The sequence below is a fragment of the Ferrimonas kyonanensis DSM 18153 genome (genome assembly GCF_000425405.1).
Lineage (GTDB): Bacteria > Pseudomonadota > Gammaproteobacteria > Enterobacterales > Shewanellaceae > Ferrimonas > Ferrimonas kyonanensis.
Genome location: NZ_AUDJ01000011.1, coordinates 200,076 through 219,991, shown reverse-complemented (window position 1 = coordinate 219,991; position 19,916 = coordinate 200,076). Strand labels below are relative to the sequence as shown.

Sequence of the window (19,916 nt, the reverse complement as noted above, 5' to 3'; positions counted from 1 at the left end):
GGGGGCTTTGGCCCCCTCGAAGTTCAACGCGCGTCAGCGGCTCTGCCATCGGGATTGTGTGGGTACAACCGAGGGTCTGGGCCGTTTTTGCGTTGGGTGGGATAGCAATTCTAAGGAGTATCACTGATGCAGCTGACCTGCACCGAAATTCGAGCGGAAACCCGTGACGTTAACACCTACCTGTTTACCGCCAGTCAACCCATCGAGTTTATTCCCGGCCAGTTTCTGCCATTGCAGGTGGAGGTGGACGGTGCGTCGCACAGCCGTTGTTACAGTCTGGCGTCGATTCCCGGAGATGCTCATTACGCCCTGACCATTAAACGGGTTGATAACGGTCTGGTGTCCAACTTCCTGGCCGACAACACCAAAGTGGGCGACAAGTTCTCAGTGATGCCGGCGGCAGGTGAGTTTCATTATCAGCATGCCGAGTCCGGTAAGTTGCTGATGCTCAGTGCCGGCTGTGGCATCACCCCGGTGTACTCCATGTTGCGCGCCCGTTTGCTGGCGGATCCGCAGGCTGACATTGTGTTCATTCACAGTGCTCGCACCCCGCAGGACCGCATCTTTGTCAAAGAGCTGGAGCATCTGGCGGACGACTACCCTAACTTAAAGCTGCGCTGGGTGGTGTCACAAGACGCCGAGCAGGGTCAGTCTCAGGGCATGCTGGACGCACGCATGTTGCTGTCCCTGGCAACCGACATCCGTGAGCGTCGCGTGCTGATGTGTGGCCCCCAGGGCTACATGGAAGCTGCCCATGGCTGGTTTAACAGCCTGGGCGTCGATCCGGAACAGGTGTTCCAGGAGGCCTTTGCTGCGCCCCAGAGCGATTCTGAGGCCGTTGGTGGTGAAGGCCATACTCTGACTGTCGGAGACAAACAGGTGGCCATTGACGCCGATCAGAGCATTCTGGAGGCGCTGGAGAAGGAAGGGTTACCGATTTTCGCCGCTTGTCGATCCGGTGTCTGTGGCAGCTGTAAATGCCAGGGCGAGGGGGATAAGCTGGAGCGCAGCTCGGTGAGCACCCTGACGGCGGAAGAGCTGGAGCAAGGGTTTTTCCTGGCGTGTGCCTCAAAGGCCACCGGCGACATGGCGGTGACGCTGCCCTGAGCCTGGGTAACCGGCGAATGAAAAGCCTCCTTCGGGAGGCTTTTTTTGTGCATTTTGTCCCATCGCCAACGGCCGGTTACGCCCGCGCGGCGGTGATCGTGGTCACAGGTGAGTCAAAATGTCCCCCTGCAAAACCGGTGGAAAATCGGGTTCGATAAAACCAGTCACCAATCTGCTATTATTGTGTGATCCAGATCGCACGCTTGGCCGAAAAATGCTCGATTTGCTGTTGCTCAATTGTTAACGGGTGGTTGTTGTTAGGTTGATTTGGGCTGGATCTTGGTAATACCAATTCCCAGCAGGTAGCGCATTTGTTAAATGCATTGTGTTTTAATGATCTTTAAATGTTGCTTTTTATGCATTGTTTGCTTTCTGGTAACTGCATTTTACAAGTTAGTAACCAAATTCAGCCCGCCGATAAGTGATACCTGAATCACAGTCTGGGGTGAGTGCCCTCTATAGACTCCGCCGAAACTGCCGACACAAACACAGCGGAGAATATAATGAAAATCGCCTTGTTCATCCCTTGCCTGGTGAACCACATGACACCAAATGTGGGTATCGCCACGGTAGAGCTTCTCGAGAAGCTGGGGCATCAGGTCATTCTGCCGAAAGGGCAGACCTGCTGCGGTCAGCCCATGACTAACTCGGGTTGTTTCGATGATGCTAAAAAAACCACGCTGAAGCTGCTGAATGCCTTTAAGGGCATTGACTGCGACTACATCGTTTGCCCTGCGGCTTCCTGCATGATTGCGGCCAAAGAGAACTTCCACGAGTTTGACTGCAGCCCGGAAGCCACCGCTGTGATCGGCAAGCTGAAAGAGCTGACCGAGTTTCTGCACGACATCCATGGCCTGGAGCGTTTCAACAAGCCGTTCAACCACAAGATCAGCCTGCAGATGTCCTGTCACGGCATTCGCATGCTGGATCTGGCGACCCCGTCAGAGATCAAAGGTGAAGGCTACAACAAGGTGGAAGCGCTGCTGTCCCGCATCGAAGGTATCGACATCGTCTACCCAGAACGCAAAGACGAATGTTGTGGCTTCGGCGGTACCTTCGCCCTGGATGAAGGCTCTGTGTCCGGCAAGATGGGCAAAGACAAGGCCAAGGCACACGCCGACACCGGCGCCAAATACGCCGTGGGCTTCGATCCTTCCTGTTTGCTGCACCTGGACGGCGTGATTCGTCGCGAAGGTCACAGCATTGAAACCCTGCACATCGCTGAACTGCTGAATCAGGCACTGTAAGGAGATACTCTCATGGCACTAATTGGTGAAATTGAATCTCATGCCAGTGCGGCAGCGAAGTTCAACAAAGACGAAGACCGGGTAAACTGGCACGACAAAGCGCTGTGGACCCTGCGTCACAAGCGTGACCTGGCAGCAGAATCCCTGCCAGAGTGGGAAGAGCTGAAACAGTTGGGCTCCGATTACAAACTGCACACGCTGTCTAACCTGAAGCACTACCTGACCGAGTTTGAAGCCAACTGTAAGAAAAACGGCATTCAGGTTCACTGGGCCAAAGATGGCAAAGAGCACAACGAGATTGTGCACGGCATTCTGAGCAAGCATAACGTTAAGAACCTGGTGAAATCCAAGTCGATGCTGACCGAAGAATGTCACCTGAACCCGTACCTGATTGAGCGCGGCATCGACGTGATCGATACCGACTTGGGTGAGCGCATCATTCAGCTGAATGAACAGCCACCAAGCCACATCGTAGTGCCGGCCATCCACCTCAAGAAAGAGGAGGTGGGCGAGCTGTTCCACCGCAAGATCGGTTCCGAGAAAGGCGCCTCCTGCCCGACCTACCTGACCAAACAGGCACGTGCTCACTTGCGTGAGAAATTCCTGCAAGCGGACGCGGCCCTGACCGGTGTCAACATGGCGATTGCCAGTGAAGGCGCGGTTGCGGTTGCTACCAACGAAGGTAACGCCGACATGGGTGTGAACCTGCCAAACGTGCAGATTCACTGTATGGGCATCGATAAGATCGTGCCTAACATGGAAGCGGCCAGCGTGCTGTCCCGCACCCTGGCACGTAACGCGACCGGTCAGCCGATCACCTCCTACACCACCTTCTACAAAGGCCCTAAGCAGGGCGGTGAGATGCACGTGGTGCTGGTGGATAACGGTCGAACCAAGCTGTTCCAGGACGAGTTGCTGGCGGAAGCCTACAAGTGTATTCGTTGTGGTGGCTGTTTGAACACCTGCCCGGTATACCGCCGTTCCAGTGGCTTCAGCTACAACTCGCTGATTCCTGGTCCTATCGGTATCGCGGTTGCCGCCGGTGACGACGAAACCCGTTCCCTGGCCTGGGCCTGCTCCCTGTGTGGCTCCTGTACTCAGGTGTGTCCGACCAAGGTACCGCTGGACAAGATCATCTTTAAATGGCGTCGCATTACCGCCGAGAAGGGTGAATTGCCTTACGGTAAGGGCAGCTACATGCCGTGGGTGGGTCGTTTCATGGCCAGCGAAACCATGTTGAACACCTCTATGGCCGGTGCTCGTACTGCCCTGCGTATCCTGCCGGATGCGCTGATGAAGCCATTTGGCATGGACTGGACTAAGTACCGCGAACTGCCTAAAGCACCAAAGACCGGCTCTTTCGAAGCGTGGTTCAACAAAAACCGGGAGAACAAATAATGTCTAGCCGTGACGCAATTTTTGCCGCATTGGACAGCTGCAGCCTGCCAGATGCACCGATGCCAACCATCACCGTTGAGCCAAATAACACCGACCTGATCGGCCAGTACGAAGCCAACCTGGCCAAGGTCGGCGGCACCCTGGTTCAGGTGAGCTCTCTGGAAGAGGTTCAGGCGCAACTGAACGCAGCCATGGCAGATAACCAACAAGTTATCAGTCGTGTAGAGGGATTAACTGGCAACCGTGAACTGGATGCCAAGCCTCACGATCTGCACAACGTCGACCTGGCTATCGTCGATGCCGAACTGGCCGTTGCAGAAAACGGTGCGGTGTTTGTACGGGAAACCGCCAGTGGCCACCGCGTATTGCCTTACATTACCGAGAACCTGGCGGTCGTGGTGAAGCGCGATACCACTGTTGCCAACATGCACGAAGCGGTGAAAGTGGTTAAGTTGGAATCCGGCCAGCACGGTGCGTTCATTGCCGGTCCGTCCAAGACCGCCGACATCGAACAGGCCCTGGTGATTGGTGCCCACGGCGCCTGCTCCATGACCGTATACATGATCGGTTAATCGACCGACTGTAACAAAAAGGCCCTGCTCGAAAGCGGGGCCTATTTGTTCGTACAACGATTTCACGTGTAGTTAGCACACACGCTTGGCCCACTTTAGGTGGGCCTTTTTTGTTTCGCCGGCGGCACAACGGGGCGCCCTAGTGGCGAAGTCAGCACACGCGCCTGGCTGATGGCCAAGTCTGTTTTTCCGGCTCAATGGCGGAGCACCTATGGCGCGAACACGCCAAATGGGTGATTGCAACCCGACCGGTTTTTGGCATTTAATGCTTTAGGGAAATTGTTTGTCAAGGAGCGAGAGGTGGCTGAGCGGAGCAACGCACACAATGCCCAGGTTTTGTTACGAGCGCAGGATCTGAGTAAGCACTTTGGCGACCTGGCCGCAGTCGACCATCTGAATCTGGCATTAATGTCCGGGGAGTGCTTCGGCTTATTGGGCCCCAATGGCGCCGGAAAATCCACCACCCTGGAGATGCTCGAGGGCATTCTCAAGCCCACCTCCGGACGGGTTCTATTTAAAGAACAGCCCCTTTTAGACGATTATCGCCACCATATCGGCATTCAGTTTCAGGCGACGGCGCTACCGGAGCACCTGTCGGTGAGAGATTGCCTGACGCTGTTTGCCAGCCTGTATCGCACCACGGTGCCGCTGTCAGAGTTGGCACAGCAGTGCCGCCTCGACAGCCTCATGGACCAGCAACATCAGACGCTGTCTGGTGGCCAGCGACAACGACTGCTGCTGGCCCTGGCACTGATCAATCGCCCGCAACTGCTGTTCCTGGATGAGCCCACCACCGGCCTGGATCCCCAGGCCAGGCACAACTTCTGGCAGTTGATTCGGGATGTGCAAGCCACTGGTACCACCATCTTGCTGACCACCCATTACATGGATGAGGCGGAGCAGTTGTGCGATCGCATCGCCATCATGGATCACGGCCGGGTGTTGCGTCAGGATACGCCGGCGGCGCTGATTGCCGAGGCGTTTTTGTCCCGGATTGTCAGTCTGCCAGCCAGTGCCAGCCTGGGGCCGGATTGGCCACTGCCGGTTCAGCAGCGCAACGGCCTGCTGGAGTTCCAGACCGACGACGTCAATCAGGTGCTGGCGCTGTTGCAGCAGCATCAGGTCGATGTCACCAGCCTCAATATTCGCCGTCCCAACCTGGAAGACCTGTTTTTGACCCTGACCGGTCACCAACTGAGGAGCTGAGATGAAAAGTCTGTTGGCACTGATCCATGCCCGTAACCTGGAGTTTGTGCGGGACCGGTCGGCCCTGGGTTGGAGCCTGATGTTTCCCCTGATGCTGATCATCGGTTTCGGGGTGGCTTTCAGCGATACCGATCGGCCGGAGTACAAACTCGGGGTGCTGGGGTCGCCGCCTTACCTGGCGGCCCTGCAACAGACCCGTTATCTGCAGTTGATTCCCTACGACAATGAGGCGCTGGCCCGCAGTAAGGTCGGACGGCACCAGTTGGACCTGCTGTTGACCGAACGCGGTTACGTGGTTAACCCGGACTCGGCCAAGGGCTACCTGGCGGAACGGATTGTGCTGGGGGTGGTGGGGCCGTTGACGGCGACTCAGGAGCAGGGGCAGGCGGTACGTTACATCGACTGGTTAATGCCAGGCATCATCGGCATGAACATGATGTTTTCCGGCCTCTATGGCGTCGGGTATGTGATCATTCGCTACCGCAAGAACGGCGTGCTGAAACGCTATCAGGCCACGCCCATGAAGCCGTGGATTTTCATTCTGTCGCAGATTTGCAGTCGCATGCTGATGATGATGGCCACCGCCACCTTGGTGTTTGTGGCCTGTGCGTGGATGTTCTCCATCCCCATCATCGGTAACTTGCTGCTGCTGCTGATCACCGCACTGCTGGGGGCGCTGGCGTTAGTAAGTGTTGGCTTACTGGTGGCCTGCCGCACTCGTTCGGAGGAGTTTGGCAACGGGGTGCTGAACCTGATTGCCTGGCCGATGATGTTCCTGTCTGGCGTATGGTTCTCACTGGAGGGGACCGCCGAGTGGATCCAGGCGGTGGCGAAGCTGTTGCCACTTTCTCATCTCAATGCCGCATCCCGTGCCATTATTATTGACGGAGCTGGAGTGGCGACACTCTGGCCGCACTGGCTGGCGTTGACGACAATCTCCGTGGTGGCGATTGCCATCGGTGCCAAGGGATTCCGCTGGAACTAGGAGGCGCGAATGGCAACGGTCTTGGGCGTAGGTGGGGTGTTTTTCAAGAGTGGCAACCCCACGGCACTGGGGCAATGGTACCGAGACCACCTGGGAATGGCGGTGGGTGAGTACGGGGCCGATTTTGTACCGACCACCATGCCGGACAAGGGGATGACGGTGTGGTGTCCCTTTGCCGAGGATACGCAGTATTTCAGTCCGTCAGAAAAGGGCTTTATGTTCAACCTGGTGGTGGACGATCTGGCCGAAGCCTTGAAGCAGGTGGTGGCCGGCGGCGGTCAGCAAGTGGGGGAGATCGTCAAAGAAAGTTACGGTCACTTTGGCTGGTTTCTGGATCCCGAAGGCAACAAAGTGGAGTTGTGGCAGCCGATGTAGTGGCATCGCCCCCCGTGGCTGATTACAATGTGCGCCGTTGAAACCGGCAGGAACATGAGAAGGGGCACAGGTGGAGCAGGACCAATACTGGATGCAGCAGGCCATGGCGTTGGCGGCTAAGGCCGAGGCCTTGGGAGAGGTGCCCGTTGGCGCGGTGCTGGTGAAAGCGGGCGTTAAGATCGCCGAAGGCTATAACCGCAGCATCACCGATCACGATCCCAGTGCCCACGCCGAGATGCAGTGCCTGAGGCAGGCCGGACTGGCGCTGCAGAATTACCGGCAGTTGGATACCACTCTGTACGTGACGCTGGAACCCTGTCCCATGTGTGCCGGTGCCTTGGTGCACGCTCGGGTCGGACGAGTGGTGTTTGGCGCCAGCGACCCCAAAACCGGCGCCGCAGGCAGCGTCATGGATCTGCTGCAACATCCCGCGATGAATCATCAGGCTGAGGTGTGTGGAGGGGTGTTGGCTGAGCCCTGCGCGACTCAGTTGAGTGATTTCTTTAAACGGCGCAGGGCGGAAAAGAAAGCCTTAAAGCAAGCTCAGAAGGCGTCGTCGAACGACGCGTCTTGAACGAATGACTTGCTCCGTTGCAGGACTTTCATATGGCCGCGTTTTCGCAGGGCCCGGCGGCGCTCTGATAAGCTGCTAAGTGCCTTGCGGCGGCGTGCTGGACTCTTCATAGAATCTCCTTACTGGTACTCTTTTTATTTATGGTATCCCCGTCTCTTTGCAGTTCGATGACATTGGGTAGGTTGGCAAAATCACGCTGACCGTGGCCGCTGGGGCCCAGTTCACAGTGTTGGCCGTGAGTGCGACGGATGCCGCTACGACGGGCTCAGATCGTGGAGCCGGCGCCGATTTTTATCTTGCCATTAGAGATAGCGACGATGGCGCCATTTTTCAACCCCTTTAAGGCGCTATCTCTATCAAATCTGGGATCTTATTGGCTATTTCGGTGGAAAGTTCTGTCCCGATCACTCTTCGTTTATCGCGACCTTCAGCGGTGCCAGCATCGGCGGTAGTCGGGTTTCCAGCAGCACCAGAGTGTCGTAGTAACGTTTAATGTTGTCGACGTAGTGGGCTGCGACCCCGCCCTGAGCGAAGCCGTAACGGGTGCGCTGGTAGTAGCGCTTCTGAGTCAGCTTTGGCAGCACGGTTTTTACGTCTCGCCAACTGCTGGGGTTCAGGCCCTGGCGCTGGGCCAGCACGCGGGCATCTTCGACGTGTCCCAAGCCGATGTTGTAGGCCGCCAGGGCAAACCAGAACCGCTCGGGCTCGGGGATGGAGGCGGGCAGGCGTCGAATCAGGTCGTGCAGGTAGTCACTGCCGCCGCGTATGCTTTGCTGAGGATCCAGGCGATCGTCGACGCCGACCCGGCGGGCGGTGGAACGGGTGAGCATCATCATGCCTCGAACGCCGGTGGGAGAACGGGCTTTGGGGTTCCAGTGTGACTCCTGGTAGCTGATGGCGGCCAGTTGACGCCAGTCCAGCTCGCCGGCATAGGCTTTGAACCAGGGTTCATAACGGGCCAGCTTCTGCTCGACTGCTCGAATGAAGGCCCGAGTGTCTACGTAATCGAATCGCTCCACATGGCCGAAGTACTTCTCCTCCAATTGGGCAATGCGTCCGGCCTGCTTGAGCAGGTGCCAGTAATCCAGCAACTCGCTGAACAGGGCGTCGCTGCCTCTGGCATGCAGGGCCCAGCCGACGTCAAACTCCGGGCCGATGTCAAAAGCCGTGGCCAGTTCCGGGTGGATGCGACGACTGGCGGCCAGGGTTTTGTCATCGGCCAGGGTAAACGCCACTTCGCCACTGGCCACCTGGGCCAGCAGTTCATGGGCGGCCTGGGAGTCGGTTTCCTGCCATTGCACCTGAGTGCCCGCCAGGGCCAGGTTGGCCAGCAGCTCGGCGTGGTTGGAGCCGGCCATCACCACCAGTGGTTGGGGCAGGGCATCGATGGCGTCAGGGCGGGGTTGGTTGCGGTTGTAGACGACCTGCAGGCGGGTCTGATAAAGCGGGGGACCAAAGCGCCAGAAGCTGCGGTTCAGGTGGGTATCGGCAAGGCTGGAGGCGATCAGGTCCAGTTTGCCATTGCTCATGTCATTGTACAGCTCAGGCAGTGAGGCGTAGGGGATGACGGTGAGCTCGCGCTGCAGGTGATTGGCAAAACCCTCGGCCAGCTCATAATCCAGTCCCTGTGGGCCCGCCGCTCCCACCACATAGGTGGTCGGGCCGTACAGGGTGCCGACGCGCAGTGGCTTGTCCGGTTCAGGCTTGGGGGCCGCCGGGGTCTCGATCTCCAGCCGCATGCAGCCGCCCAGTGTCAGACACAGGCAGATAAGCAAGCTTCTTGATGTTATTAACTTATTTAAAATCAGCCCCATCTTCCGTTCATTGTAGACTGTTTTGCGACCGCCCTTTCCACTATAATGGCGCCACCTTGGTTTCCGGAAACTGTGATCCAGGTCGGAGCACGGTTAACGGAATTGAGCCCTACACATAACTATATAAGGTAAAAATACCGTGATTAAGATCCTCCGCGGCGCGCCGGCGCTGTCCGCGTTTCGGGTCCACAAGCTGCTTACGGCTTGCCAAAACGCGACTCTCCCGGTCTCTGATCTTTACGCTGAATACTGCCATTTTGCCCACCTCTCCGCGCCGCTCGACTCCGAGCAAACGACTCACCTCGAACAGATATTAACCTACGGCCCTCGACTGGAACAGCATGATCCTCAAGGAAAATTGCTTCTGGTTGTACCACGCCCCGGCACCATCTCCCCCTGGTCCTCCAAAGCCACTGACATCGCCCATAACTGCGGCCTTAGCTCGGTACAGCGACTGGAGCGCGGCGTCGCCTGGTACGTCAAGCTTGAGGGTGAGTTGAGTGATGAGCAGCAGCGTCAGCTGTTGAACTTGCTCCATGATCGCATGGTTGAAGCGGTGCTGACCGACTTTGATCAGGCCGAGTCGCTGTTTGTGACCGCCGAGCCCGGTGAGCTGAAGTCGGTGGACATCCTCGGCGGTGGCCGTCAGGCACTGGTGGCCGCCAATACCAGCATGGGGCTGGCACTGGCCGACGATGAGATTGACTATCTGGTGGAGAACTTCTCCCGCCTGGAACGCAATCCCAACGACATCGAGCTGTGCATGTTTGCCCAGGCCAACTCCGAGCACTGTCGGCATAAAATCTTCAACGCGGACTGGACCATTGACGGCGAGGCACAGCCTAAATCGCTGTTCAAGATGATCAAGAATACCTTTGAACAGACACCGGAATACGTGTTGTCGGCCTACAAGGACAACGCCGCGGTGATGACCGGCTCTACCGCCGGGCGTTTCTTCCCTAATGAAGACGGCAGTTATCAATACCATCAGGAACCGGTTCACATCCTGATGAAGGTGGAAACCCACAACCACCCGACCGCCATCAGCCCCTATCCGGGCGCGGCCACCGGCTCCGGTGGTGAGATTCGCGATGAAGGTGCTACCGGAAGAGGCTCAAAGCCGAAGGCCGGTCTGACTGGCTTTACGGTATCCAACCTCAATATTCCCGGCTTCGAACAGCCTTGGGAGCAAGCCTACGGCAAACCGGATCGCATCGTGACTCCCCTGGAGATCATGACCGAAGGGCCCCTGGGGGGCGCCGCGTTTAACAACGAATTTGGTCGTCCGGCGCTGCTGGGGTATTTCCGTACCTACGAGCAGGAAGTGGCCAGCTTTAATGGCACCGAAGTGCGCGGCTATCACAAGCCGATCATGCTGGCGGGTGGCCTGGGTAACATTCGCGAAGAACACGTCCAAAAAGGTGAGATTCCCGTCGGCGCCAAGTTGATTGTACTGGGCGGCCCGGCAATGAACATCGGCCTGGGCGGTGGCGCGGCCTCTTCCATGGCTTCTGGCCAATCGTCCGAAGATCTGGATTTTGCCTCGGTGCAGCGGGAGAACCCGGAGATTGAACGTCGCTGCCAGGAGGTGATCGATCGCTGCTGGCAACTGGGGGACGACAACCCCATCGCCTTTATTCACGATGTTGGCGCCGGCGGTCTGTCCAATGCCATGCCCGAACTGGTGGACGACGGTGGTCGTGGCGGCCGCTTCCAGTTACGGGACGTGCCTAACGATGAGCCTGGCATGTCGCCACTGGAGATCTGGTGCAACGAATCTCAGGAGCGCTACGTGATGGCGGTGGCAGCCGAGGATCTGCCCCGTTTCGATGCCATCTGTCGCCGGGAACGTGCCCCGTATGCGGTGATTGGTGAAGCCACCGAGGCTCGCCACCTGAGCCTGGAAGACAGCCATTTTGACAATACGCCCATCGATATGCCGATGGAGGTGCTGTTGGGTAAGGCACCGAAGATGCACCGGGATGTGACCTCCGAACGTTGCCAGGCGCCGGCACTGGACCTGTCGGGCATCAAAGCCGCCGACGCGGTGCGCCGGGTTCTGCGCCTGCCGGCAGTGGCGGAGAAGACCTTCCTGATCACCATCGGTGACCGCTCGGTGACCGGTCTTGTGGCCCGCGATCAGATGGTGGGGCCTTGGCAGGTGCCGGTGGCCAACTGTGCGGTTACCGCGGCCTCACTGGACAGCTATCACGGTGAAGCGATGTCCATGGGCGAGCGTACCCCCCTGGCACTGATCAACTACGGTGCGTCTGCCCGCATGGCCGTCGGTGAAGCGCTGACCAATATCGCCTGCGCCGACATCGGCTCACTGAAGCACATTAAATTGTCTGCCAACTGGATGGCCGCCGCCGGTCATCCGGGTGAAGATGCCGGCCTGTATGAGGCGGTTAAGGCCGTGGGTGAGGAGTTGTGTCCGGCCCTGGGGTTGACCATTCCTGTGGGTAAGGACTCCATGTCCATGAAGACCGCCTGGACCGATGACGGCCAGGATAAGAGTGTCACTTCGCCGCTGTCATTGGTGATCACCGCTTTTGGTCGAGTAAACGACGTTCGCCATACCCTGACGCCTCAGCTGCGGCTGGATAAGGGCGAAACGCAGTTGCTGTACATCGATCTCGGTGATGGCCAAAGTCGCCTTGGCGGCTCGGCGCTGGCTCAGGTGTACAATCAGTTGGGCAACCAGGCCCCGGATGTGGATCAGCCGGAGTTGCTGAAGGGCTTCTTCAACGCCCTGCAGTCGCTGATCGCCGAGCAGCGCTTGCTGGCCTATCACGATAAGGGTGACGGCGGTGTGCTGGTGACCCTGGCCGAAATGGCCTTTGCCGGCAAAGCCGGCCTCGAGGCGGATCTGACCGCCCTGGCCGGTGACCGATTGGCTAAGTTGTTTAACGAAGAGCTGGGCGTGGTGTTGCAGGTGACCACCGAGCAGTTGGCGCAGGTTCAGCAGACGCTGGCAGAGCACGGGCTGGCTCAGTGCAGCCATGTCATCGGCAGTGCCAACGACGGTAAGCGGCTGGTGATCACCGATGGCGGTGACACTGTGCTGGACGAGAGCCGTACCGAGCTCAGAGGCATCTGGGCGGAAACCACCCTGGCGATGCAGTCGCTGCGGGACAACCCCCAGTGCGCCGAAGAGGAGCACCAGGGCAAACTCAACGCCGACGATCCGGGTTTGTCGGTCAGCCTCGGCTTTGATCCGGCCGAAGACGTGGCGGCGCCCTATATCCTCAAGGGCAGTGCGCCGAAAATGGCCATCTTGCGTGAGCAGGGGGTGAACTCTCACGTGGAGATGGCGGCAGCGTTTGACCGGGCCGGCTTCGACGCGGTGGATGTGCACATGAGTGACATCCTCGAGGGACGCCTGACGCTGGAACAGTTCCAGGGGCTGGTGGCCTGTGGCGGCTTCTCCTACGGCGACGTTCTCGGCGCCGGTGAGGGCTGGGCCAAATCGATCCTATTCAACGATCGAGCCCGTGAGCAGTTCCAGGGGTTCTTTGAGCGCAGTGACTCCCTGGCTCTGGGGGTGTGTAATGGCTGCCAGATGCTGTCCAACCTGAAGGGGATCATTCCCGGCTCTGAACACTGGCCGCACTTCGTCCGCAATCGCTCTGAACGCTTTGAGGCTCGCTTCTCCCTGGTGGAGGTTCAGCAAAGCCCGAGCCTGTTCTTTGATGGCATGGCCGGTTCCAGAATGCCCATTGCCGTGTCCCACGGTGAGGGGCGGGCCGAGTTTGCCAGCCAGCAGGCGTTTAAAGCGGCGGATGCGTCCGGAACGGTGGCCTTGCGTTACCTGAACCACCAAGGGTTGATCGCCAGCGCTTATCCGGCGAACCCCAATGGCTCTCCGGCCGGGATTACCGGCCTGACCACCACCGACGGCAAAGTGACCATCATGATGCCGCATCCGGAGCGGGTGTTCCGCACCGTAGCCAACTCCTGGCACCCGGATGAGTGGGGAGAAGACAGCCCGTGGATGCGGATGTTCCGCAACGCTCGGGTGGCCCTGGGTTAACCTCGACATCAGCACGACAAAGCCCGGCATTGCCGGGCTTTTTTGTGTCCTCAGGGCCGAGGGGGCTGTCGGCGGCGCAGCACCGCTGCCGGGCTCGGCACCGAATCTGACACTGAATCAGCTTACCCGTGGATGTTGTCTTGGCGCAATATTTGGGCTGCTTTGAGGCGTATTCTGGGACAGAAGCGGCGACAAAAAAAGGCCGCATCCCGGGGAGGGAGCGGCCAAAGAATGCGCTAGCATTTCGCAAAGAAGGTGATACTTGCCTGTCGACACTCAACAGGCCAGGCGATCACTGAACCTGTTGGCGGTACAGTTCGGAAAAGCTACGTTGGTACAGCTTAACCAAGCGATGCAGTAGTTGAGTCATAAGAGCCTCCCCTTAACATGAATGAGTTGATTGTGTTCAGAATCGAAGCGATGTGTTGATTAATCCATCATCTCGTTTCGATGGGGCTATAGTAGATTCGACTGCGGTGGTTGGCAAACTAGAAAAACTCTATTTTCGGATTAGTTTTTCTTATTAAATATCCCTTGTGATGCGATTGTTGTTTTTTAACATTTATTTAATTTCTATATTTTTTAGTAATTTACAGCCATTTGTTGTCTGATCGTTTATTTTGTAGCCGTACTTATATTTGGCCAAACTTGTTAGCTGGCACGGCATGAATCTGAGTACTGCGAGGGTGAATAAAACTCACCTTGAATTTATTAACATTTGATTGATATCTAACCCTTTTTTGTTATCTCTCAATAATTGTGAGTCAGCTCCCAAAAGTGATCAGAGTATTCTGGCAGGGATTGAGGGGTGGGCAGAGGGAATGATATAAAATTGGCTGAATTGCTAGCTGATTCTCTGCTTAACTTTCCGGTGCAGGAGAGCACGGCAGAGTCACAGAGAGGCAAGGAGTGTTAACGGATGGTTGCAGTAAGTGCTTGGAGGCCTGTCATGGATGTAGCGGTGAACCCCTGCTTCTTTGCGTCCCTCTCTGTCGCAGGCCCGAGACTGAGCCCGCGCCAAACTCCAGCAGCCCGGTGTGGTTGTGATGCCCCAATTTGTTCAGGCTTTTTGTCTTTATTTTTTTCTGTACCCCATAACCTATTCCTGAATTCCGGCGCCGCTTCGGCGGCGCGGCAGGCGTAAGGAGACTCCAATGATTGTCGATGAAGTAGTCGATCTATCGCGGTTGCAATTTGCACTGACGGCGATGTATCACTTCCTGTTTGTTCCACTCACCCTGGGTATGGCGTTCCTGCTTGCCATCATGGAATCACTGTATGTGATGACCGATAAGCAAGTGTATAAGGACATGACCAAGTTCTGGGGCAAGCTCTTTGCCATTAACTTTGCCCTGGGGGTGACCACAGGCATTACCATGGAGTTCCAGTTCGGTACCAACTGGGCTTACTACTCCCACTACGTCGGCGACATCTTCGGGGCCCCGCTGGCCATCGAAGCGCTGATGGCCTTCTTCCTGGAGTCGACGCTCATCGGTCTGTTCTTCTTCGGGTGGGATCGCCTCTCCAAGCGTCAGCACCTGGCAGTAACCTGGCTGGTTGCCCTGGGCTCCAACATGTCGGCGCTGTGGATTCTGATCGCCAACGGCTGGATGCAGAACCCCATCGGCGCCGAATTCAACTACGTCACCATGCGGATGGAGATGGCCAGCTTTGCCGAGCTGATCTTCAACCCGGTGGCTCAGGTGAAATTTGTCCACACCGTCGCCTCCGGTTACGTCACCGGTTCGGTGTTCGTGCTGGCCATCAGCTCCTACTACCTGCTGAAAGGGCGTGACATCGCCTTTGCCAAGCGCTCCTTCTACATCGCCTCCGCCTTTGGTCTGGCATCCATCCTGTCGGTCATCGTCCTGGGTGACGAATCTGGCTATGAGATGGGTGACGTACAGAAGGTGAAACTGGCGGCGGTGGAAGCGGAGTGGGATACCCACCCGGCGCCGGCGTCGTTTACCGCCATCGGCATCCCCGACAGCGAGAACATGGAAACCAACTACGCGGTTAAGATTCCCTACCTGATGGGCATCATCGCCACCCGTTCTCTGGACGAGGAGGTGATGGGCATCAAAGACATCAAGGTGGAGCACGAAGCCCGCATTCGCAGCGGCATGGTGGCGTACACCCTGCTGCAGAAAGTGCGTGATGGCTCGGCCAACGACGACGAGATTGCCCAGTTCCAGGAACGTAAGGTCGATCTGGGTTATGGCTTCCTGCTGAAGCGTTACCTGGATGAGATCGACCAGGCCAGCGAAGCCCAGATTCAGGCGGCCGTGGACGACTCCATTCCTAATGTAGGCCCGATGTTCTGGTCCTTCCGGGTGATGGTGGGTCTGGGTGTGGTGATGCTGATTGTTATCGGCCTGGCCTTCCTGCAGAGCGCCAAGCAACGGGTACTGGATAAGCCTTGGTTGTTGAAACTGGCGATTGTGATTCTGCCTGCCCCTTGGCTGGCGATTCAGTGTGGTTGGTTTGTGGCCGAATACGGTCGTCAGCCATGGACCATTGCCGAGATTCTGCCAACCGCCATGTCCACCTCTAGCCTCAGTGCCAGTGAGCTGATCTTCAGCATTGCGCTGATCTGCGGCTTCTACACTCTGGCGCTGGTGGTCGAGATGTTCCTGATGTTCCGCTTTGCCCGTCTGGGTCCAAGCAGCCTCAAGACCGGCCGCTACCACTTCGAATCTGCGGATAACGCCGCCGAAGACGCCCGTTTGCTGGCGAAACTGACTAAAGCTCGACAGTCTCGTGAAGACGCCAAGGAGGCCACTAGCCATGCTTGATTATGAAACTCTACGCGCTATCTGGTGGCTGCTGGTTATCGTTCTGATGATCGGTTTCTCCGTCACCGATGGCTTCGACATGGGAGTGGGCGCCCTGCTGCCCTTCCTAGGTAAAAACGACAACGAGCGTCGGGTGATGATCAACTCCATCGCCCCTCACTGGGACGGCAACCAGGTGTGGCTGCTGACCGCCGCCGGAGCCATCTTTGCGGCCTGGCCTCTGGTTTACGCTGCAGCATTCTCTGGCTTCTACATCGCCATGGTGCTGGTGTTGTTTGCCTTGTTCTTCCGGCCTATCGGCTTTGACTACCGGTCAAAGATCGAAGACAAACGCTGGCGTGATGCCTGGGACTGGGGCCTGTTCATCGGCGGCCTGGTTCCGCCGCTGATCATCGGCGTGGCCTTCGGTAACCTGTTGCAAGGCGTACCGTTTGAATACGACGAGTACCTGCGGGTGTTCTACCGCGGCAGCTTCTTCGGCCTGCTGAATGGCTTTGCGTTGCTGGTGGGACTGCTGTGTGTGTCGATGTTCCTGCTGCAAGGTTGCACCTGGCTGGGAATGAAGACCGACGGTGCTCTGTATCAGCGCGTTCGCAAGGCCACTCAGGTGATTGGTCTGTCCGGCGCGGTACTGTTCGTGCTGGCAGGTCTGTGGCTGTACAGCGGCATCGATGGCTACGTCATTACCTCTGCCCTGGACCACAATGGCCCGTCAAACCCGACCCTGAAGACCGCGGAAGCGGCGGCAGGGGCCTGGTTTAACAACTACAACGCCATGCCGGTGCTGTATTTGTTGCCATTGCTGGCGGTGGTCATGCCACTGCTGACGGCGGTGCTGACTGCCGCTAACCGCAATGGCCTGGCCTTTGTCACCAGTTCACTGAACCTGGTGGCGGTGATTGTGACGGCGGCGATTTCGTTGTTCCCGTTCGTGATGCCATCGTCTCTGAACCCAAGCCACTCCCTCACCATGTGGGATGCCACCAGTTCTGAGATGACCCTGACCATCATGTTTGTGGTGGCGTGCATCTTCGTGCCGCTCATCCTGTGTTACACCACCTGGTGTTACATCAAGATGTACGGTCGATTGAACAACGACTTTATTGAATCCAACAAGCACTCTCTGTATTAAGGAGCCGACACTATGTGGTATTTCACCTGGATTCTCGGCGTGCTGTTGGCCTGTGCATTTGGCATCATCAATGCCTTATGGTACGAGCACTCAGACGAGATGGCTAAAAAAGCCGAGAAGAATCAAGACTAAACCTATTTGATTCCGACTAAGCCGCCCCTAGGGCGGCTTTTTTGTGTCCGCATGACCCGGCGCATGTTGTGCCTAACATCGGCTTTGATTGCCGTAGGACAACCGCAGGCAGAGAGCAGCCACTGCAGCAGCGTAGAGGCTAAGCGCTGATGAGGCCCGGCCAAACCCTGACTCAGCGTGCGCTTGAGTGCATCGATGCCACAGGGGCATGCGGCAGCGCCGGTGGTACCAACCTCACTGTGCTGAGCATGCTGAACGCGGTGGATGCGGGTAACTGTGGATAAGGCGCCAGCGACTGTCTTGCGTTTGCGCCAGGGTTATGTCCGGAACGACCCGCTTATCTTTGCTCAAAGGGGCTGATTCGGGGCCAAAAAAATCCCGCCTGGTGGCGGGATTGTTATGTGGTGAAGCCGGCTTAGGCCTTGAAGTGTGACAGCTGATTTCTCAGCTCGGCCGCCAGGGAGGTCAACTGCTCGGACGCATCGACGGTCTGACCGGCGGTTTGCTCCGATTCCCGAGCCAGCTCGGTAATGCCGTTAATGTTGCGGGCAATCTCCTCGGCTACGGACCCCTGCTGTTCGGTGGCGGTAGCGATGGAGGTGGCGTTCTGAGACAGGTCGGTGACGCTGTGAGAGATCTCGGTCAGCGAGTCACCGGCCTGAACGCTCAGCTGCGACGAGGTCTCGCCCAGTTTGCGGCTTTCGTGCATCTGTCCAACCGCGTCCTGGGTGCGCTGCTGCAGCTGCTCGATGGTGGTGGTGATCTCACTGATGGAGTTCTGGGTTCGCTGTGCCAGGGTGCGTACCTCGTCGGCGACCACCGCGAAGCCACGTCCCTGCTCGCCGGCCCGGGCGGCTTCGATGGCGGCGTTCAGCGCCAGCAAGTTGGTTTGCTCGGCGATCTCGTTAATCACCTGAATCACCTTGGTGATGGCGTGGCTGCCCTCTTCGACTCGACCGATGGCCTGATTGCCGCCCTCCAGGGCATTGCCCAGGGCCTGCATCTGCTCAATCACTTTATCCACCTGTTGATCGCCATCTTTGGCGGCCTGGTCGACGGCCACGGTCTGTTCGGCCGAGCTGGTGGCGTGACGGGCCACTTCCTGCACCGAGGTGGTTAACTCTTCGACGGCGGCGGCAATCTGATCCGTTTGCTGCATCATCTGCTGGGCGCCACTGCCGTTAACCTCGGCGACGTTCTGCATGTCGGCGGCAGACTGTTCCAGTTTGGAGGTGGACTGCTGCAGGGTGCCAATCAGCTCCCTCAGGTTGGCGGTCATAAAGGCGACGCTGTTGGTGATGCGGTGCACCTCGTTGTTGCTCTGGTCACTGGCATTGTTGAGGGCGATGTTCAGCTCACCCTGGCCGATGGCTTCGACCTGTTTGCACAGCACTGTCAGTGGCTTCAGGTTGCGGGCCAGCATGATCCACAGCAGGACGGTGATCAGCACACAACCAAACAGCGACAGGCCGATGTTGGTCTGGGCCAGCGGCAGCAGGGCGTGTTTCAGCTCTTTCTCCGGTACCTGCAGGGTCACCATCCAGTTAGCGTCTGGCACCGGCATCGCCAGCATGTACCAGCTGTCGCCGTTGCGGGTGAAGTTGGACTCGGTCCGCTGTTTCTGGGCCAGGGCCGGGCCATAGATGGACTGGCCCTGGTCATCGGTGAACTGGCTTTGATTCTGGCCGGTATACTCCGGGTGGTACATGAAACCGCCGTCTTCGTAGCGCAGCAGTGATACGTAGCCGGTCTGGCCGATGGTGATTGCCGCCAGGGCGTCGCCCATGGACTGCATCATCTCGGTGACGTCCTGACCGATGTAGAGGATGCCGATCACCTGACCGGCTTCGTCGCGGATGGGACGGTAGCTGGTGGCGTAGCGCTTACCAAACAGGGTCGCGTAACCCTCGTAGGACTTGCCGGCCATGATCAGCGAGTAGGCCGGATGGTTCTTGCCCAGCTTGGTGCCGGTGGCCCGCTTACCGTCTTGTTTGCGCAGTGACGATGAGATGCGGGTAAAGTCATCGCCGTCTTTAACGAATACGGTGGCATTGCCGCCGGTCATGTTGGCAAAGCGATCCACGTGGGCGACGGCGCTGTTGACCAGGCTGCGACCGTGGCGCAGTCCCGGAGCGTTGGCGCCGGCGATGTTGATTCGACGGTCCATCAGGGTGAAGGTATTGGAGAACATCTTGTCAAACAGGTCGGCATTGGTGCGCACCTGTTTGATCAGCAGTTTGTATTGCAAATCCAGAGTGTCGGACAGGGTTCGGGCCATCTCGGCCTCGGACTCCTGCAGTGTTTCGATAAGGCTGTCGGCGGCGACCCGGTAGCCGAAGAAGCCGGTCATGGAAAAGGTGAGGATAGTCAGCAGCAAAGCAGAAACGCCGATTTGACGGCCAATGTTCCAGAAGCGGAAATCCATGTTGTCCCCTGTTAATTTTTATTTTTAAGCGTCGTTCAGGCGCGGGAGTTGGTGCAGCACAGAGTAAATTAATTCGTCTGCGAAAGGGTTGATCGGGGTCACATGCACCTAACGGCATAAT

The 19,916-nt window shown here is 57.8% G+C and carries 15 protein-coding genes; 13 read left to right on the top strand and 2 right to left on the bottom strand.

The genetic code is table 11. The annotated features are described in order from the left end of the window. The first annotated feature begins 126 nt into the window (after window positions 1-126). The 8 genes from H598_RS0105775 (at window position 127) to tadA (ending at window position 7,464) form a co-directional block, all read left to right on the top strand. The gene (locus H598_RS0105775) at window positions 127-1,107 is read left to right on the top strand and encodes an FAD-binding oxidoreductase (protein WP_028112167.1); all 981 of its coding nucleotides are present in this window, start codon (window positions 127-129) and stop codon (window positions 1,105-1,107) included. Window positions 1,108-1,610: 503 nt separating this feature from the next. After that, entirely contained in the window at window positions 1,611-2,354 is a 744-nt protein-coding gene (locus H598_RS0105770) for a (Fe-S)-binding protein (RefSeq protein WP_028112166.1), read from the top strand. Window positions 2,355-2,366: 12 nt separating this feature from the next. Then, window positions 2,367-3,752, top strand: coding sequence for a lactate utilization protein B (locus H598_RS0105765; protein WP_028112165.1), 1,386 nt, complete (start codon window positions 2,367-2,369; stop codon window positions 3,750-3,752). After that, the gene (locus H598_RS0105760) at window positions 3,752-4,324 is read left to right on the top strand and encodes a LutC/YkgG family protein (protein WP_028112164.1); all 573 of its coding nucleotides are present in this window, start codon (window positions 3,752-3,754) and stop codon (window positions 4,322-4,324) included. Before H598_RS0105765 ends, H598_RS0105760 begins: the two co-directional genes overlap by 1 nt. Window positions 4,325-4,624: 300 nt before the next feature. After that, window positions 4,625-5,530: an ABC transporter ATP-binding protein gene (locus tag H598_RS0105755; protein ID WP_245595559.1), complete on the top strand. Its 906-nt coding sequence runs from the start codon at window positions 4,625-4,627 to the stop codon at window positions 5,528-5,530. A 1-nt stretch (window position 5,531) separates the two neighbouring features. Further along, entirely contained in the window at window positions 5,532-6,515 is a 984-nt protein-coding gene (locus H598_RS0105750; RefSeq protein WP_028112162.1) for an ABC transporter permease, read from the top strand. A gap of 9 nt (window positions 6,516-6,524) precedes the next feature. Beyond that, window positions 6,525-6,890: a VOC family protein gene (locus tag H598_RS0105745; protein WP_028112161.1), complete on the top strand. Its 366-nt coding sequence runs from the start codon at window positions 6,525-6,527 to the stop codon at window positions 6,888-6,890. 70 nt (window positions 6,891-6,960) lie between these two features. Beyond that, on the top strand, window positions 6,961-7,464 hold the full coding sequence (tadA, locus tag H598_RS23455; RefSeq protein WP_051252463.1) for a tRNA adenosine(34) deaminase TadA: 504 nt from the start codon (window positions 6,961-6,963) through the stop codon (window positions 7,462-7,464). A gap of 404 nt (window positions 7,465-7,868) precedes the next feature. Here the strand turns inward: tadA and mltF are convergent, their stop codons facing one another. Continuing rightward, window positions 7,869-9,278: a membrane-bound lytic murein transglycosylase MltF gene (mltF, locus tag H598_RS23450; protein ID WP_051252461.1), complete on the bottom strand. Its 1,410-nt coding sequence runs from the start codon at window positions 9,276-9,278 to the stop codon at window positions 7,869-7,871. Between the two features lie 142 nt (window positions 9,279-9,420). On the opposite strand from mltF, the gene purL reads away from it, so the two are divergent. The 5 genes from purL to H598_RS27095 all read left to right on the top strand — a co-directional run bounded on the left by purL (window position 9,421) and on the right by H598_RS27095 (window position 17,654). After that, the gene (purL, locus tag H598_RS0105730; protein ID WP_028112160.1) at window positions 9,421-13,311 is read left to right on the top strand and encodes a phosphoribosylformylglycinamidine synthase; all 3,891 of its coding nucleotides are present in this window, start codon (window positions 9,421-9,423) and stop codon (window positions 13,309-13,311) included. 1,154 nt (window positions 13,312-14,465) lie between these two features. Further along, entirely contained in the window at window positions 14,466-16,106 is a 1,641-nt protein-coding gene (locus tag H598_RS23445; protein ID WP_051252459.1) for a cytochrome ubiquinol oxidase subunit I, read from the top strand. Next, complete coding sequence (gene cydB / locus H598_RS0105720; RefSeq protein ID WP_028112159.1) at window positions 16,099-17,238, top strand: cytochrome d ubiquinol oxidase subunit II; 1,140 nt, start codon at window positions 16,099-16,101, stop codon at window positions 17,236-17,238. The genes H598_RS23445 and cydB overlap by 8 nt, the downstream gene beginning before the upstream one ends. A gap of 12 nt (window positions 17,239-17,250) precedes the next feature. Next, window positions 17,251-17,370 carry a cytochrome bd-I oxidase subunit CydX gene (cydX, locus tag H598_RS25910; protein ID WP_028112158.1) on the top strand — a complete coding sequence of 40 codons (120 nt, stop codon included), beginning with the start codon at window positions 17,251-17,253 and terminating at the stop codon, window positions 17,368-17,370. 149 nt (window positions 17,371-17,519) lie between these two features. Then, on the top strand, window positions 17,520-17,654 hold the full coding sequence (locus tag H598_RS27095) for a hypothetical protein (RefSeq protein ID WP_281171303.1): 135 nt from the start codon (window positions 17,520-17,522) through the stop codon (window positions 17,652-17,654). A 131-nt stretch (window positions 17,655-17,785) separates the two neighbouring features. On the opposite strand, the gene H598_RS0105710 is transcribed toward H598_RS27095, so the two are convergent. Further along, a complete protein-coding gene (locus tag H598_RS0105710; RefSeq protein ID WP_028112157.1) occupies window positions 17,786-19,795 on the bottom strand; it encodes a methyl-accepting chemotaxis protein in 2,010 nt (669 codons plus the stop codon). Between the last annotated feature and the right edge of the window lie 121 nt (window positions 19,796-19,916).